The sequence below is a fragment of the Aureimonas sp. AU12 genome, assembly GCF_001463705.1.
Classification (GTDB): Bacteria; Pseudomonadota; Alphaproteobacteria; order Rhizobiales; family Rhizobiaceae; genus Aureimonas.
In genome coordinates, this window is the sequence record NZ_BBWH01000051.1 from 1 (window position 1) to 15,855 (window position 15,855).

Sequence of the window (15,855 nt, forward strand, 5' to 3'; positions counted from 1 at the left end):
GTGCAGGTCGTCGCGATTGCGGTCCCCGCCATAGGTGGAACGAGCGACGATGATGTCTGCGAGCATCGGATGTGTCCTAAGCCTCTGGGGTGGCCCCTGCCCGGATGGCGACGGGAGGCGTCGTCGGCAGTTCCATGCACCTATAAATGCGCACATCGTGCGCCGTATCAAGATATCGAAAGTGCACCGTGTGCATTATTTCGTTGCCGCGACGCGATGGGGCTTCTAGGGAAACGATCGGTGCGACGGGCCCTCCCAAAGGATCCGACCGCCGTTGCGCGAGGCTGGAACGGGACGGTGCGGGATGCAGGATCATCACGGCGGCATGAATTCGGATCGCTTCCGCGAATGGCGGCGTTCGCTCGGCCTCAAGCAGAAGGACGCCGCCGACAAGCTCGGCCTGAAGAAGCGCGTCATCCAGTATTACGAGAAGGGCGACCGCGACGGAAAACGCGTCGAGATCCCCAAGACCGTCGAACTCGCCTGTCTGGCACTGTCGCTGGGCGTCGAGACCTATGACGGGCGCGCGATCCCGCGCTCCTATGCCGAATGGGCCGAGGCGGGCGCCGCGAAGAATCTCGCCTGACGGGACGAATGTCCCGCGGGCGAATGCAGCTTCGCCCTTTCGCTGTGCGGCACCTTTGCCTATAAGCCGGCCTTAGCCTGGAATACGCCCTGCCGAGACCCTGACCGCACGTCGAGCGGCCGGGGCGCCTGCGCGCACGAACGAACGGATGTCCCGATGCCGAAACGCGAAGACCTGAAGACGATCCTCATCATCGGCGCAGGTCCGATCATCATCGGCCAGGCCTGCGAGTTCGACTATTCGGGAACACAGGCCTGCAAGGCGCTGCGCGACGAGGGCTACCGGATCGTCCTCGTCAATTCCAACCCGGCGACGATCATGACCGATCCCGATCTCGCCGACGCCACCTATATCGAACCGATCACCCCCGAGGTCGTCGCCAAGATCATCGCCAAGGAGCGCCCCGACGCGATCCTGCCGACGATGGGCGGCCAGACCGCGCTGAACACCGCCCTGTCGCTGAAGCGCATGGGCGTCCTCGACAAATACAATGTCGAGATGATCGGTGCCGATGCCGCCGCCATCGACATGGCCGAGGACCGCGCCCTCTTCCGCGAGGCGATGACGCGCATCGGGCTGGAGACCCCCAAATCCTTCCTCGCCAACGCCACCGAGGCCAAGCACATCGACAAGGCCGCGCACGAGGAAAAGCGCGCCGGCGCCATCCGCGAGACGGAGCCGGGCGACGAGCGAGAGGCGGCGCTCGTCCGCCTCGAACAGGAATGGAACCTTGGCGAGACCGACCGCAAGCAGCGCTACATGGCGCGCGCCATGGGCGCGGCCGCCGAGGCGCTCGAGCATGTCGGCCTGCCCGCCATCATCCGCCCCTCCTTCACCATGGGCGGCACGGGCGGCGGCATCGCCTACAATCGCTCGGAGTTCTTCGAGATCATCGAGGGCGGCCTCGACGCCTCGCCGACCACGGAAGTCCTCATCGAGGAATCGGTGCTCGGCTGGAAGGAGTACGAGATGGAGGTCGTGCGCGACCGCGCCGACAACTGCATCATCATCTGCTCGATCGAGAACATCGATCCGATGGGCGTCCACACCGGAGACTCGATCACCGTCGCGCCGGCGCTCACCTTGAGCGACAAGGAATACCAGGTGATGCGCAACGCCTCGATCGCGGTGCTGCGCGAGATCGGCGTCGAGACCGGTGGTTCGAACGTGCAGTTCGCCGTCAATCCCGAGAACGGCCGCCTCGTCGTCATCGAGATGAACCCGCGCGTCTCGCGCTCCTCGGCGCTGGCCTCGAAGGCCACCGGCTTCCCGATCGCCAAGATCGCCGCCAAGCTCGCCGTCGGCTACACGCTGGACGAACTGAAGAACGACATCACCGGCGGCGCGACGCCCGCCTCGTTCGAGCCCTCGATCGACTATGTCGTCACCAAGATCCCGCGCTTCGCCTTCGAGAAGTTCCCCGGCGCCGAGCCGACGCTGACCACCGCGATGAAGTCGGTTGGCGAGGTCATGGCGATCGGGCGCACCTTCGAGGAGAGCTTGCAGAAGGCGCTGCGGGGCCTGGAGACCGGCCTCGACGGGCTCGATGAGATCGTCATTCCCGGCCTCGGCGAAGGCGACGACAAGAACGCCATCCGCGCCGCGCTCGGCGTGCCGACGCCCGATCGCCTGCGCATGGTCGCGCAGGCCCTGCGCGAGGGCGCCACGAAGGAGCAGGTCCACCGCGCCTGCAAGATCGACCCCTGGTTCATCGACCGCTTCCAGGCGATCGTCGACCTCGAGACCCGCGTGAAGGAGCACGGGCTGCCGCAGGACGCCGAGAACCTGCGCTTCCTGAAGAGCGCCGGCTTCTCCGACGCACGCCTCGCCAGGCTCGCCGGCACGGAAGAGGCCGAGGTGGCGGCCCTGCGCGAATCGCTCGACGTCCATCCCGTCTTCAAGCGGATCGACACCTGCGCCGCCGAGTTCCGCTCGCCGACGCCCTACATGTACTCGACCTACGAGCGCCCCTTCGCCGGCTCCACCCGCTCCGAGGCCGAGGTCTCCGACGCCAAGAAGGTCGTCATCCTCGGCGGCGGCCCGAACCGGATCGGCCAGGGTATCGAGTTCGACTATTGCTGCTGCCATGCCGCCTTCGCGCTGAAGGATGCCGGGCTCGAAGCCATCATGATCAACTGCAATCCCGAGACCGTTTCCACCGACTACGACACGTCCGACCGGCTCTATTTCGAGCCGCTGACGGCCGAGGACGTGATGGCGGTGCTGCGGATCGAGAAGACCCGCGGCACGCTGCACGGCGTCATCGTGCAGTTCGGCGGCCAGACCCCGCTGAAGCTCGCCAACGCGCTCGAGGAGGCGGGCATCCCGATCCTCGGCACCTCGCCCGACGCGATCGATCTGGCCGAGGATCGCGACCGCTTCCAGCAGCTCCTCCACGACCTCAAGCTACGCCAGCCCAACAACGGCATCGCCCGCTCGGTCGAGGAAGCCCGCGTCATCGTCGAGCGCATCGGCTATCCCGTGGTCATCCGCCCCTCCTACGTGCTCGGCGGCCGGGCGATGGAGATCGTGCGCGGCGACACGCAGTTCGAGCGCTACATGAAGGAGGCCGTGGTGGTCTCCGGCAAGTCGCCGGTGCTGATCGACAGCTACCTGTCGGACGCGATCGAGGTGGACGTCGACTGCCTCTGCGACGGCACCGACACGTTCGTCGCCGGCATCATGGAGCATATCGAGGAGGCCGGCATCCATTCGGGCGACTCGGCCTGCTCGCTGCCTGTCCACTCCCTCTCCCGCTCGATCACCGACGAGCTGGAGCGCCAGACCCGCGACATGGCCCTGGCGCTGAAGGTCGGCGGCCTGATGAACGTCCAGTTCGCCATCAAGGGCGAGGACATCTACGTGCTGGAGGTCAACCCGCGGGCCTCGCGCACCGTGCCCTTCGTCGCCAAGACGGTGGGCTCGCCCATCGCCAAGGTCGCGGCGCGCATCATGGCGGGCGAGACGCTGGAGGCCGCCTTTGCCGCCTATGGCGGCAAGCCGGACGTGAAGAACCTCAAGCATATCGCGGTGAAGGAGGCGGTCTTCCCCTTCGCGCGCTTCCCCGGCGTCGACACGCTGCTCGGCCCCGAGATGCGCTCCACCGGCGAGGTCATGGGCCTCGACACCGACTTCGCGCTCGCCTTCGCCAAGTCGCAGCTCGGCGCCTCCGTCGACCTGCCGCGCGAGGGCACGCTGTTCGTCTCGGTGCGCGACGCCGACAAGACCAACATGCTGGCGCCGGTGCGCCGCATGGCCGAGCTCGGCTTCCGCATCAGCGCGACGGAGGGCACGCAGCGCTTCCTCGCCGAACACGGGATCGCCGCCGACAAGGTCAACAAGGTGCTGGAGGGGCGTCCCCACATCGAGGACGCCATCCGCAACCGGCAGGTGCAGATCGTGCTCAACACCACCGAGGGCGCCAAGGCGCTGTCGGATTCGCGCTCGCTGCGCCGCGCCGCGCTGATGCACAAGGTGCCCTACTACACGACGCTCGCCGGCATGAAGGCCGCCGCCGAGGCGATCGGGGCGCTGAAGGCCGGCAGCCTTGAAGTGCGCTCGCTTCAGTCCTACTTTCTGCCGGCCTGAAGCAGTCTCGGCTCGTCCGGGACAGCGGCGGCATCCAGGAATTTCCCGGCTGGTTCCCTCGAAAGGGGCACCGGCCGGTTATGCGTCCGGCGAACGCCGGCTCGAACGAGGTGGTGTCCGGCTCCAGGCCGGGCACAAGCAGCAGGGGTGATGGCATGGAAAAGGTGCCGATGACGGTCGCCGGGTTCGATTCCTTGAAGGAGGAGCTTCGTCGCCGTCAGCAGGAGGAGCGGCCCCGGATCATCGCGGCGATTTCCGAAGCGCGCGCCCATGGCGACCTCTCGGAAAACGCCGAGTACCATTCGGCCAAGGAAGCCCAGAGCCTCAACGAGGGCCGCATCGGCGAGCTCGAGGACCTGACGGCCCGCGCCGAGGTCATCGACGTCTCGAAGATGTCGGGCGAGAAGGTCAAGTTCGGGGCCACGGTGAAGCTCGTCGACGAGGACACCGAGGAAGAGCGGATCTACCAGATCGTCGGCGACCAGGAGGCCGATCCGAAGAAGGGCCGGATCTCCATCTCCTCCCCGATCGCCCGCGCCCTCATCGGCAAGGGCGAAGGCGACACGGTCGAAGTCGCCGCCCCCGGCGGCTCGCGCTCCTACGAGATCCTGGAGCTGCGCTGGGCCTGAGAGGCGGGGGACGATGAACGAAGCAAGAGCCGGAACGTGGAACGTCACCGACTTCCTCCTTTGGGAGGGCGAGCAGGAACGACGCTACGAACTGGTCGAGGGCCAGGCCGTTCTCATGGCCGGTGGCACGGAAGCTCATGCCCTCATCGCCACCAACATCGTCTCCAGCCTCAAGTCACTCCTGCTTGGCTCACCTTGTCGCCCGAACGGTTCAGATCTGCGAATTCCGATCATCAAGACGGGCAATGTCCGCTACCCCGACGTCACCATTGATTGCGGTCCCTTCCGGCCCGAGGCGCACGACGCCTCGGAGCCGTTCGTAATTTTCGAAGTCCTGTCCAAGTCCACGGGCTGGTACGACCAGACCCGAAAGCTTCGGGACTACGAAAGCGTGCCGACGATCCGGCAGTATGTCTGTGTGTCCCAGTCGGAGGTGCGTGTCAGCCTCTGGCTCCGCGACGAGAGCGGTCGTCTGATGCCCCAAGACGATGTTCTGCAGGGCGACATCGCGATCGGTCTCGGCCTATCTTCGCTTACGTTGCCGTTGGCGGACATCTACGATGGGACCGGCCTTCTGCCGTCGCTGCCCATAGCGTTGATCTGATAGACCTTTGCCTCCACCCGGCCCAAACTCGCGCGATACTCTCGTCATCGCCCCCAATTTCAAGCGCCGCCTGTCCGGCGTCACCTCCACCATCGTCCAACTCGTGCCCGAACAGGGCCAATCGCTCGGCATCCTCGCCGTGGGCCCCGGCCTCCCCGCCCATCTGCCCAAGCTGCGCCTTCGCGACCTGCCCCGCCTCTGGAGTCGTCCCGCTTCGAGGCCGTTCCGCATCTGGCATGCGCGCCGCAATATCGAGATGCTGCCGGGCATCGTGATGCGCGACGTGCTGCGCATGCCGCTGCGCCTCGTCTTCACCTCCGCCTCGCAGCGCCGCCACACCGGCTACACGCGCTGGCTGATCTCGCGGATGGACGCCGTCATCGCCACGAGCCGGCGCTCCGCCGGGTATCTCGCGGTGCCCCATGCGGTGGTCACCCACGGCATCGACCTCACCCGCTTCCACCCCGCCGCCGATGTCGCGGACGCCCGCCGCGCGGTCGGGCTAAACCCGGCCTTGCGAGCGATCGGCTGTTTCGGCCGGTTGCGCGCCAGCAAGGGCACCGATCTCTTCGTCGAGGCGATGATCGCGCTCCTGCCGCGCCATCCCGGCTGGATCGCCGTGATCGCCGGGCGCGCCACCCCCGAACACGCGGCCTTCGCCCATGATCTGAAGGCGCGGGTCGCGGCGGCCGGCTTGAGCGAGCGCGTCCGCTTCGTCGGCGAACACCGCGACATCGAGCGCTGGTACCGGGCGCTCGACCTCTTCGTCGCGCCGCAGCGCTGGGAGGGCTTCGGCCTGACGCCGCTCGAAGCCATGTCGTCGGGCGTTCCCGTGGTCGCCACCGATGTCGGCGTCTTTTCCGACGTCGTGACCGAGGGCGCCGGCACGGTCATCCCGCCGAACGATGCCGAGGGCCTCGCGGCCGCGATCGAGCCCTTCCTCACCGACGAGGCGCTGCGCACCCGTGCCGCCGCCGCGGCGCTGGCCAAGGCGGTGCGCGATTTTCCGCTCGCCCGCGAGGCCGCCGAGATCAATGCCGTCTACGAGCGCCTTTGGGCCGGCGCTCTTGTCAGATGAAATCTTCCTCGCGTAGCGCCGTCGCCCGGTAGGTCGCCGGGCCGAGGCGCCGGACGTGCTGCCCGAGCAGGCGGATCTGCGTGGCGGTCCGGCGGGCGTGAAACGGCGCGTTCGCCATTGTCAGCGGCAGGCGCCCGCGCGGCGCCTGGATCGAGGTGCCGGGATCGATGCCGACCCCGCGCCCGTGCCGCGCCCAGAGATGTGCCTGGATCGCCAGCGCGGGCTCCGCCTGCCACGAGGCAAGGGCGCCGAGCCCATGCAGGAAGGCATCCACGGGCGCCGCGCCCCTGTCGGCCCGCGCCAGCAGCTTTCGCGCGCCCGCCGGATGCAGGATGTAGGCCGCCGAGCCCGACTTGTCGCGAAACACCCGGCGCACCGCCAGCCCCTCGCCCAGCGACACCGCCCGGCGCGCGACGAACCGGCGGCGCTCGAAGCTCTCCAGGTTCAGGAACTCCGCCGCCGCAAAGGTCGCGAGCCTCGGCAGAGCAACCGCCAGCCTTCTCGACAGCACGGCGTCGTCCTCCAGCACCAGCATCGGCACGGCGCCGGCCGCGATCTCCTCCCAGAGCGCATGGTGGGAGAGGAAGCAGCCGAGTTCGGCCGGGCTCAGCGGCCGCTCCCAGCGCCCATTCAGCCGGGCGGTTTGGTCGGTCGTGATCTCCGAAGCCTCGACGGCGCGCACCCGCTCGAAGGTGAGGCCGAGCTGTGCCGCCTGGCCCGCCATGAAGGCCCGGCGCTCGGTGGCGCGGTCGAGATTGATGAAGACGATGCGCATCAGTCCCTCCAGAAGCCGGGCGAGAGCAGCACCAGCACCGTGACGATCTCCAGACGGCCCATCAGCATGAGGAAGGACAGGATGGCGAGCGCGGGCGCCGGCAGCGAGGAGAAGTTGCCGGCGGGGCCGACGACCTGCCCGAAGCCGGGTCCGACATTTCCGATCGCCGTCAGCGAGGCCGAGAAGGCGGTGAGGAGTTCGAGGCCGCAGATCGACAGCGCGGTGGTGCCGAGCAGCAGCGAGAGGAAGAAGAGGAAGATGAAGATCGTCACGCGCTGCAGGGTTTCGAGCGAAATGTCCTCGCGCCCATAGGTCAGCCGGTGCACCGAATGGGGCCGCACCACGCGGGCGAATTCGGCGCGCACGAGCTGGTAGAGGATGAGAATGCGGTCGACCTTGATCCCGCCCGCCGTCGAACCGGCGCAGCCGCCGATGAACATGGCGAGGAAGAAGATGCCGATCGCCGCGTTCGACCAGAGCGTGAAGTCGCCGGCGACGAAGCCGGTTGTGGTGATCACCGAGACGAGGTTGAAGGTCGAGCCGAGAAAGGCCTCGCCGATCGGCACGCCGTTGATCCACACCCGCGTCGCCGTCAGCGCCAGGGTCAGCGCGAGGCAAAGCGCCAGGAAGAGCGGCACCTGCGGGTCGTGCCAGCGCTGGAAGCGGCGCGGCAGGAAGAGGCGGATGTAGAGGACGAAGGGCAGCGCCCCGGCGATCATGAAGACGGTGGCGACGGCCAGGATCGCGTTCGAGCGGAAGAAGCCCAGACTCTCGTCATGGGTCGAGAAGCCCCCGGTCGCCAGCGTCGACATCGCATGGTTGACGGCATCGAAGAGCGACATGCCGAGCGCGTAATAGAGGATGGCGCAGACGAAGGTCATCGCGACGTAGACCGCGACGATGCCGGCCGCGAGCTGGTTGACGCGCGGCAGCAGCTTGCCGGAGCGGTCCGAGCTTTCGAGCTGGAACAGCGCGAGCCCGCCCACCCGCAGCGAGGGCAGGATCAGCAGCGCCATGCCGACGATGCCGATGCCGCCGAGAAAGTTGAGGATCGAGCGCCACATCAGGAGCCCGCGCGGCAGGGCGTCGAGGCCCGAGATCACGGTAGCGCCGGTGGTGGTGATGCCCGACACCGATTCGAACAGGGCGGCGGCGAAGCCGAGGTCGATCGAGGCGAAGTAGAAGGGCAGCGCCCCGATGAACGAGGCCGTGGTCCAGATGCTGGTGACGAGCAGGAAGCCGAGCCGCGGCGAGGGCCGGAACCGCTCGCCCCGCGTCGCCACCGCGATGAGCGCCGAGATCGCCGCCGTCACTGTCCCCGAGCCGATGAAGACCACCCAGTCGCGGTTGCCGTCCACGAGGTCGACGAAGGCCGGCACCAGCATCGCGGCCGAGAGCGCCAGGCCGAAGATCGCGGCGATGTGGGAGATGATACGAAAGATGACGCGCCCCCGCGGCTTCTGGATCCGGAGCCGGGCGGCGTCGCGCCGTCCAGCCGCGAGACCTCCCGCGCCCTCCCCCGGCGATCGGCCTCGTCCAGCCTCTAAAGCATTTCCGGGGTGGCGGGAACACGGGGACGCACGACGGCCGGGGCGCGCGCGGCGTCCCGGCCGTCAGAGCCATGGGCATGCCGGATCAGGCGCGATCGGCCGACCCGTCGCCCAGCAGCGCGATGCCCGCCTGTTGCTCGGTGAGCCTCCGGTAGAGGCCGCCCGGCCGCCCGAGGAGATCGTCCGGCGCGCCGTCCTCGACGATCCGGCCGCGATCGAAGACGAGGATCCGGTCGAGCGCTCGCACCGTCGAGAGGCGATGCGCGATCACCAGTGAGGTCCGCCCTTCCATCAGGGTCTCCATCGCCCGCTGGATCAGCCGCTCGGATTCCGAATCCAGCGCCGAGGTCGCCTCGTCGAGCACGAGGATCGGCGCGTCCGCCAGGAAGGCCCGCGCCAGCGCCACGCGCTGGCGCTCGCCGCCCGAGAGCTTGACGCCGCGCTCGCCCACCATCGTCTCGAAGCCCATCGGCAGGCGCTCGATGAACTCCGCCGCGCTCGCCAGCTCCGCCGCCCGCTCGATCTCGGCGTTCGATGCCCCCGGTTTCGCATAGGCGATGTTGTCGCGCAGCGAGCGGTGGAAGAGCACCGATTCCTGCGGCACGATGGCGATCGCCCGGCGCAGCGAGCGCTGCGTCACCGCGTCGATCCGCTGGCCGTCGATGCGGATCGCCCCGTCCGTGATGTCGTGCAGGCGCTGGATGAGCTTGACGAAGGTGGTCTTGCCCGAGCCCGAAGGCCCGACCAGCCCCACCCGCTGCCCCGCGGGAATGGTCACGCTCAGGTCCTCGTAGAGCGGCCGCTCGTGGCCGCCATAGTGGAAGCGCACCGCCTCGAAGCGGATCTCGCCGCGCTTGACCGCGATCGGCCGGGCCGACGGCGCATCGACGATGTCGGGCATCTCGTCGTGGAGATCGACGAGTTCCTCCATCTCGTTCACCGAGCGCTGCAGGTTGTTCACGTGCATGCCGATGTCGCGCAGGTAGCCGTGGACGACGAAATAGGTCGTCAGCACGTAGGTCACGTCGCCAGGACTGGCCTCGCCGCGCCACCACAGCCAGAGCGCGGCGGCGGCGATGGCGATGCGAATCGCCCAGAGGATCACGGTCTGGATCGTGCCGGCCCAGGTGTGGCGCATCCAGGTGCGGCGCGTCTCGCGGCTCCACTCCCCCAGCGCCCCCTGCAGCCGCGCCTCCTCGCGCGCCTCGGCGCCGAAGGCCTTCACCACGCCGTTGCAGGCCAGCGCATCGGCCAGAACCCCGCCGACGCGCGTGTCCAGCCGGTTGGAGACGCGCGAGGCCGGCGCGATGTAGCGCACAGACAACGCCACCGTGGCGTAGACATAGGCGAGCGAGCCGAGCGCCATCACGAGGCCCATGACCGGCCATTGCAGGCCGAGCAGCACCACCGTGCCGACCAGCACCACCGCGGAGGGCCAGAGCGCCAGCAGCAGCACGTCGTGCAGGAGGTCGAGCGACCACATGCCCCGCGTGATCTGGCGCACCACCGAGCCCGAGAAGCTGTTGGCGTGCCAGTCGGCGGAGAAATGCTGGACACACGCGAACCCGGCCTCGGCCGTGCGCTGCATGATACGCAGCGTCATCGGCACCACGGCCGACCAGGCGAGATGCCGGAAGACGATGAAGGCGAGGCCCAGCGCCGCCATCGCACCAAGCGCGGTCAGCGCCTGCGAGGCGGCCGCGCCGCGCTCCGTGCCGGCGATGATGGCGTCCACCAGCCGCCCCGCGAAATAGGGGATGAAGATGTCGGCCAGCGTCGCCAGCGTGATGGCGCCGGCCACCGTGCCGACGAGGCGCTTTTCGCCCCGCCAGTTGCCAAAGGTGAATCGAAGCACGTTGCGGATCGCGGCGGCGCGATCGGTCTCGGTCTGAACGGTCATGGCGGTCGCCGACGCAAGGGCTCGCGGCCCGCGTCGTCTCCTCGAAGGCCGGGATGGCTTTACGCCCGGCGGGGTCTCACGGGGTGGTCGGGCCTTGAGGGGCCGGACACTCGGGTCGAAATCGACGGGGCGGTCAGTTCCGCGCGGTCGAGGGGGCCGTAAAGGCCGATCCCACTGCGCTTGCGGGACGCAAGGTCGAGGGATGGCGGACGGCGCCCGTGGGGGAGATCGATGCGGTTCGGAACATGCAAGGCCTCCCTTTCGCGAGTGTCGAGACAGACAAAGCCTAGCGATGCGGCACGCGGGCGTCCACCCCGCGGGACGAAACCGGGGAGTGTGTGGCCAGGATGCAACGGATGCGGTTGTCAGGTCGCCCCGCCCTCCTCTATTGAAGGAGCGGGGCATCGGAGCCATTTCCGGCCTTGGTCCATCAGCGAGTCCGTTCCATGACCCAGCGCCACGCGGAAATTCTCATCATCGGCTCCGGCCCGGCCGGCTACACCGCTGCCATCTACGCCGCGCGCGCCATGATGAAGCCCTTGCTCGTCGCCGGCCTGCAGGAAGGCGGCCAGCTCACCATCACCTCCGACGTCGAGAACTATCCCGGCTACCGCGATCCGATCGCCGGACCGTTCCTGATGGAGGAGATGAAGGCACAGGCGCTCGCCATGGGCACCGAGATGGCGTCCGACCTCATCGTGGAGGCCGACCTCTCGCGCCGCCCCTTCCGCTTCACCGGCGACAGCGGCACGCTCTACACGGCGGATGCCGTGGTGATCGCGACGGGCGCACAGGCGCGCTGGCTCGGCCTCGAGTCGGAAGCGGCCTTCCAGGGCTTCGGCGTCTCGGCCTGCGCCACCTGCGACGGGTTCTTCTATCGCGGCAAGGACGTCGTCGTGGTCGGCGGCGGCAACACGGCGGTGGAAGAGGCGCTCTACCTCTCGAACATCGCGAAATCGGTGACGGTCGTTCACCGGCGCTCCGAGTTCCGGGCCGAGCGCATCATGCAGAACCGCCTGTTCGCGCAAGCCAATGTCAGCGTGATCTGGAACGCCGAGGTCGCCGAGATCACCGGCGAGACCAAGCCGGTCAAGTCGGTGACGGGCATCCGCCTGCGCGATCGCACCAGCGGCGAGATCACCGAGCACGCGACCGACGGCGTCTTCGTCGCGATCGGCCATGCGCCGGCGACCGAGGTGTTCGGCGACCAGTTGCGCAAGAAGGACGGCGGCTATCTCTACGTCGAGCCGGGCACCACCCGGACCTCGGTCGAGGGCGTCTTTGCGGCCGGAGACGTCGCCGACGACGTCTATCGGCAGGCGGTGACGGCGGCGGGGCTCGGCTGCATGGCCGCGCTCGAGGCCGAGCGCTGGCTGACGGCGGTGGCCGCACAGCCGATCCAGCAGGCAGCGGAATAACGGTTTCGGACAACGGTGTCCGGCGGAGGCTAGGCGAAACACGATGGCGCTCGACTGGGACAAGCTGCGGATCTTTCACGCAGCCGCCGAAGCCGGGTCCTTCACCCACGCGGCCAACGCGCTCAATCTCAGCCAGTCGGCGATCTCCCGGCAGGTGGCGGCGCTCGAACAGGAGATCGGCGCGCCGCTCTTCCACCGGCACGCGCGCGGCCTCGTCCTGTCCGAGCCCGGCGAGCTCCTCTACCAGACCGCCTCCGACGTCCTGAAGCGTCTGGAAAACGTACGCATGCAGCTGACCGAGACGCGCGAGAAGCCGACCGGCAAGCTGCGCGTCACTACCACGGTAGGCCTGGGCTCGGGCTGGCTGACGCAGCGCGCGCAGGAATTCCTCGAACTCTATCCCGAACTCGAACTCCAGCTCGTCTTCGACAACGAGGAGATCGACCTCACCATGCGCAAGGCCGACGCGGCGATCCGCCTGCGCCAGCCCCAGCAGCCCGACCTCATCCAGCGCCGCCTCTTCACGGTGCATCTCCACGTCTATGCCGCGCCCTCCTATCTCGCGCGCTACGGCACGCCCGAGACCACGGACGATCTCGAGCGCCACCGCATCATCACCTTCGGCGAGCCGGCGCCGAACTACCTGAAGAACCTCAACGCGCTGGAGACCGCCGGCCTGCCGGAGGGCCAGAGCCGCCCCTCGATCCTGCAGATCAACAATCTGATGGCGATGAAGTCGGCGATCGAACGCGGCATCGGTCTGGCGCTTCTGCCGGACTACATGATCGACAAGGACACCAAGCTCGTCCAGGTCCTGCCCGACCTCGATCTCGCCTCCTTCGACACCTATCTCTGCTACCCCGAGCAGCTGCGCGACGCCGCGAAGCTGAAGGTGTTCCGCGACTTCCTCATCGGCAAGGCGCGCACGTGGTCCTATTGAGGGCTGTGTTTCGGGCGCAGGATCGTAGAGCGCGATCCTTGCGCCGGGCTGACGCCTGTGGCATTTCTGCCCGCTTTGCCAGCATCTGAATTTCGTGCTTGTTTTCGATGCAGGCTATCTTACATTGAATATCAGCCGGGTCGCGGAAGGCTTACCTCCTCCCAAGTTGCTTCGCTCCCGGCCGTTTCCTCCCAAGGGTGCGCCTTTTCGAAGGCCCCTGACTTTCAGCCGGGTTCTTCGCGAACCCGGCTTTTTTTCTGCGGGATCGCAGGGCAGCGTCGATCGTCCTCCGCCCTCTCGAACGGCACAGGTCGGACGCAACCGGACGGCAGACGTCGGCCGCTCGATCTGGGCCGGCCTGCCGTCGGCCGGCTCGTCCCTGCCAACGCATCGCTCAACGTCTCGATTTCGTCATCCCGGCCCCGAGCCGGGATCCATGCCGCCAGCGTGAGATCGCAGGAGCGCAGCCGACCGAACACACCGCCAATCCGTAAGCGGCTGGCACAAAGCGCCGAACACGTCCCCGTCAAACCAGCGCCCAGAGCGCCCCGGCCACGGCCGAGACGGCGATCAGCAGGGGCACGCCGAGCTTCAGAACGAACAGGCCGACCATCGCGGCCACCGTCAAAAGGCACGCGGCGGGATCGAGGCTGGCGAGCACCGGCAATTCCAGGTGGAACGGCCCGGCCGCCCAGGTCGCGCTCTGGCGAAACAGCGCATGCACCGCGAACCACAGCGCCAGATTGGCGATGACGCCGACCACAGCCGCCGAGATCGCGGCGAGCGCGGCACCCAGCGCGCGATGGCCCCGCAGCCGCTCCACGAAGGGCGCTCCGGCGAAGATCCAGAGGAAGCAGGGCGCGAAGGTGACGAACGTCGTCAGCACCGCGCCGAGGGTGCCCGCGAGAAAGGGATCGAGCGATCCCGGCTGGCGGAAGGCGCCGAGGAAGCCGACGAACTGCGTCACCATGATCAGCGGCCCCGGCGTCGTCTCCGCGAGGCCCAAGCCGTCCAGCATCTCGCCGGGCCGAAGCCAGCCGTGCAACTCCACCGCCTGCTGCGCGACATAGGCGAGCACGGCATAGGCGCCGCCGAACGTGACCACCGCCATCTGCGAGAAGAACAGCGCGATCTCGGCGAAGACGTTGCCGCGCCCCAGCCACAGGAGAAGCACTGCCACCGGCAGCAGCCAGACCGCGGCGACGAGAAGGCAGACGCGCCGCGCCGCGCGCCGGTCCCCCGCGCTCGCAACCGGCATCTCGGCCCCGAGCGCCGAACCGGCATCGTCGAACGCGCCCGCGCTCCCGCCCGCATGCGCGGCCGGCGTGAATCGTGCGAAGCCGAGGCGCTCGGCGAAGAAGCCGACGAGCCCGGCGCCGAGCACGATCGCGGGAAACGGAACGCGCCCCGCGAAGATCGCCAGGAAGGCGAGCGCGGCGACGATCCGCGCGGCGGGCGTGCGCAGCGCCCGGCCGCCGATCCGCAGCACCGCCTGCAGCACGATGGCGATCACCGCCGCCTTCAGGCCGAAAAGAAGCCCGGCCACCAGCGGCACATGGCCGAAGGCGACGTAGACGAACGACAGGCCGAGCATCGCCACGAAGCCCGGCAGCACGAAGAGGAGACCGGCCATCAGTCCGCCGCGCGTGCCGTGCAGCAGCCAGCCGATATAGGTCCCCAGTTGCTGCGCCTCCGGTCCGGGCAGCAGCATGCAGAAGTTCAGGGCGTGCAGGAACCGCGCCTCGCCGATCCACCGCTTCTCCTCGACGAGAATGCGGTGCATCACCGCGATCTGGCCCGCCGGCCCGCCGAAGGAGAGTGCCGCGATGCGGGCGAAGACGCCTGCCGCCTCCCGGAACGACACGCCGTGCGCGGGACCGATCGAAGCCGGGCGGGTTCTCATTGCGTAGCTACTCGCGACCATCGGACCAGAAACCGGGGAGAGCCGGATGCGAACGCTTCTATCAAGCCGAGGTGACGGTGTCGTCTCGCATCCCCGCTTGATCGCACCGGCTTTGGGCGCGACATGGAGGAGGCCAGCCGCCGGGCGGCGGCAGGACCGGAGCGACCCCATGACCAGCACGGCGGCCGAAAGCGACGACCTCGACTTCTACGGCCTCCTCGCCGTGCATCGGAACTTCGCGGACCTTGCCGCGGACGGCGCCTATCGTTCGGTCCCCGACGGCTGGATCGTCGGCACCGCCGATCTCGTCGGCTCGACCGGCGAGATCGAGGCCGGGCGCTACAAGATCGTCAACACGGCCGCGGCCTCCGTCATCGCCGCGCTCGCCAACGCGCTGGGGGGCCGCGACTTTCCCTTCGTCTTCGGCGGCGACGGCGCGAGCTTCGCGCTTCCCGCCGCGCTGGAGCCGATGGCGCGCCGGGTGCTCGCCTCCGTCGTGCGCTTCGTCGGCGACAGCTTCGACATGCGCCTTCGCGCGGCGATCGTGCCGCTCGCCGCCATCCGCGTCGCCGGCCAGGACGTGCGCATCGCCCGCTACGCCCCCTCGCCCGACGTCGCCTATGCGATGTTCGCCGGCGGCGGCCTCGCTTTTGCGGAGAGCCGCATGAAGGCGGGCGATTTTGCCGTCGATCCAACGATCGGCGAGGAGCGCCCCGACCTCAGCGGCCTCACCTGCCGCTTCGCCGAGATCGCCGCGACGCGCGGCGTCGTCCTGTCGATCATCGCCCTGCCGGCGCCCGGGGGCTCGCCCTCCGCCTTCGAGCGACTGGCGGGCGAGATCTTGGCGATGGGCGAGGAAAACCCGGCGAGCGGCAATCCCCTGC

Annotated in this window: 12 protein-coding genes; 8 read left to right on the forward strand and 4 right to left on the reverse strand. The window is 68.6% G+C overall.

Annotation, left to right across the window (positions count from 1 at the left end; genetic code table 11):
• Positions 1-325: 325 nt before the first annotated feature.
• The 5 genes from AUL33_RS19755 to AUL33_RS19775 all read left to right on the forward strand — a co-directional run bounded on the left by AUL33_RS19755 (position 326) and on the right by AUL33_RS19775 (position 6,485).
• Positions 326-586, forward strand: a complete 261-nt coding sequence (locus AUL33_RS19755) for a helix-turn-helix transcriptional regulator (RefSeq protein ID WP_062212533.1) — start codon at positions 326-328, stop codon at positions 584-586.
• A 156-nt stretch (positions 587-742) separates the two neighbouring features.
• A complete protein-coding gene (carB, locus tag AUL33_RS19760) occupies positions 743-4,174 on the forward strand; it encodes a carbamoyl-phosphate synthase large subunit (protein ID WP_062212505.1) in 3,432 nt (1,143 codons plus the stop codon).
• A gap of 155 nt (positions 4,175-4,329) precedes the next feature.
• On the forward strand, positions 4,330-4,803 hold the full coding sequence (gene greA / locus AUL33_RS19765; protein WP_062212508.1) for a transcription elongation factor GreA: 474 nt from the start codon (positions 4,330-4,332) through the stop codon (positions 4,801-4,803).
• Positions 4,804-4,816: 13 nt separating this feature from the next.
• Positions 4,817-5,407 carry a Uma2 family endonuclease gene (locus AUL33_RS19770; RefSeq protein ID WP_062212511.1) on the forward strand — a complete coding sequence of 197 codons (591 nt, stop codon included), beginning with the start codon at positions 4,817-4,819 and terminating at the stop codon, positions 5,405-5,407.
• Positions 5,408-5,414: 7 nt separating this feature from the next.
• Entirely contained in the window at positions 5,415-6,485 is a 1,071-nt protein-coding gene (locus AUL33_RS19775) for a glycosyltransferase family 4 protein (RefSeq protein ID WP_062212514.1), read from the forward strand.
• Here the strand turns inward: AUL33_RS19775 and AUL33_RS19780 are convergent.
• The 3 genes from AUL33_RS19780 to AUL33_RS19790 all read right to left on the reverse strand — a co-directional run bounded on the left by AUL33_RS19780 (position 6,478) and on the right by AUL33_RS19790 (position 10,710).
• Entirely contained in the window at positions 6,478-7,260 is a 783-nt protein-coding gene (locus tag AUL33_RS19780; RefSeq protein WP_062212516.1) for a glycosyltransferase family 25 protein, read from the reverse strand. The two genes, AUL33_RS19775 and AUL33_RS19780, sit on opposite strands and share 8 nt — an antisense overlap.
• Positions 7,260-8,645 carry a TrkH family potassium uptake protein gene (locus AUL33_RS19785; protein WP_062212519.1) on the reverse strand — a complete coding sequence of 462 codons (1,386 nt, stop codon included), beginning with the start codon at positions 8,643-8,645 and terminating at the stop codon, positions 7,260-7,262. Before AUL33_RS19785 ends, AUL33_RS19780 begins: the two co-directional genes overlap by 1 nt.
• Positions 8,646-8,895: 250 nt before the next feature.
• On the reverse strand, positions 8,896-10,710 hold the full coding sequence (locus tag AUL33_RS19790; protein WP_062212521.1) for an ABC transporter ATP-binding protein: 1,815 nt from the start codon (positions 10,708-10,710) through the stop codon (positions 8,896-8,898).
• 446 nt (positions 10,711-11,156) lie between these two features.
• Here AUL33_RS19790 and trxB point away from each other — a divergent pair, with 446 nt between their 5' ends.
• Together trxB and AUL33_RS19800 are read left to right on the forward strand one after the other, a co-directional pair.
• Positions 11,157-12,128 (forward strand): thioredoxin-disulfide reductase, encoded by a 972-nt coding sequence (gene trxB, locus AUL33_RS19795; RefSeq protein ID WP_062212523.1) that lies wholly within the window; start codon positions 11,157-11,159, stop codon positions 12,126-12,128.
• A gap of 43 nt (positions 12,129-12,171) precedes the next feature.
• Positions 12,172-13,068 carry a LysR family transcriptional regulator gene (locus AUL33_RS19800; protein WP_062212525.1) on the forward strand — a complete coding sequence of 299 codons (897 nt, stop codon included), beginning with the start codon at positions 12,172-12,174 and terminating at the stop codon, positions 13,066-13,068.
• A 526-nt stretch (positions 13,069-13,594) separates the two neighbouring features.
• On the opposite strand, the gene chrA is transcribed toward AUL33_RS19800, so the two are convergent.
• Positions 13,595-14,971: a chromate efflux transporter gene (gene chrA / locus AUL33_RS19805; protein ID WP_244492365.1), complete on the reverse strand. Its 1,377-nt coding sequence runs from the start codon at positions 14,969-14,971 to the stop codon at positions 13,595-13,597.
• 169 nt (positions 14,972-15,140) lie between these two features.
• Here chrA and AUL33_RS19810 point away from each other — a divergent pair.
• Positions 15,141-15,855 (forward strand): DUF3095 family protein (locus AUL33_RS19810; RefSeq protein ID WP_192843231.1); only part of this gene is annotated, 715 nt, incomplete at its 3' end.

What these genes read in the sequence shown, in the direction of transcription:
- AUL33_RS19755 (WP_062212533.1), top strand. Translation starts at nt 326, where the DNA reads ATGAATTCGGATCGCTTCCGCGAATGGCGGCGTTCGCTCGGCCTCAAG.
- carB (WP_062212505.1), top strand. Translation starts at nt 743, where the DNA reads ATGCCGAAACGCGAAGACCTGAAGACGATCCTCATCATCGGCGCAGGT.
- greA (WP_062212508.1), top strand. Translation starts at nt 4,330, where the DNA reads ATGGAAAAGGTGCCGATGACGGTCGCCGGGTTCGATTCCTTGAAGGAG.
- AUL33_RS19770 (WP_062212511.1), top strand. Translation starts at nt 4,817, where the DNA reads ATGAACGAAGCAAGAGCCGGAACGTGGAACGTCACCGACTTCCTCCTT.
- AUL33_RS19780 (WP_062212516.1), bottom strand. Translation starts at nt 7,260, where the DNA reads ATGCGCATCGTCTTCATCAATCTCGACCGCGCCACCGAGCGCCGGGCC.
- AUL33_RS19785 (WP_062212519.1), bottom strand. Translation starts at nt 8,645, where the DNA reads ATGCTGGTGCCGGCCTTCGTCGACCTCGTGGACGGCAACCGCGACTGG.
- AUL33_RS19790 (WP_062212521.1), bottom strand. Translation starts at nt 10,710, where the DNA reads ATGACCGTTCAGACCGAGACCGATCGCGCCGCCGCGATCCGCAACGTG.
- trxB (WP_062212523.1), top strand. Translation starts at nt 11,157, where the DNA reads ATGACCCAGCGCCACGCGGAAATTCTCATCATCGGCTCCGGCCCGGCC.
- AUL33_RS19800 (WP_062212525.1), top strand. Translation starts at nt 12,172, where the DNA reads ATGGCGCTCGACTGGGACAAGCTGCGGATCTTTCACGCAGCCGCCGAA.
- chrA (WP_244492365.1), bottom strand. Translation starts at nt 14,971, where the DNA reads ATGAGAACCCGCCCGGCTTCGATCGGTCCCGCGCACGGCGTGTCGTTC.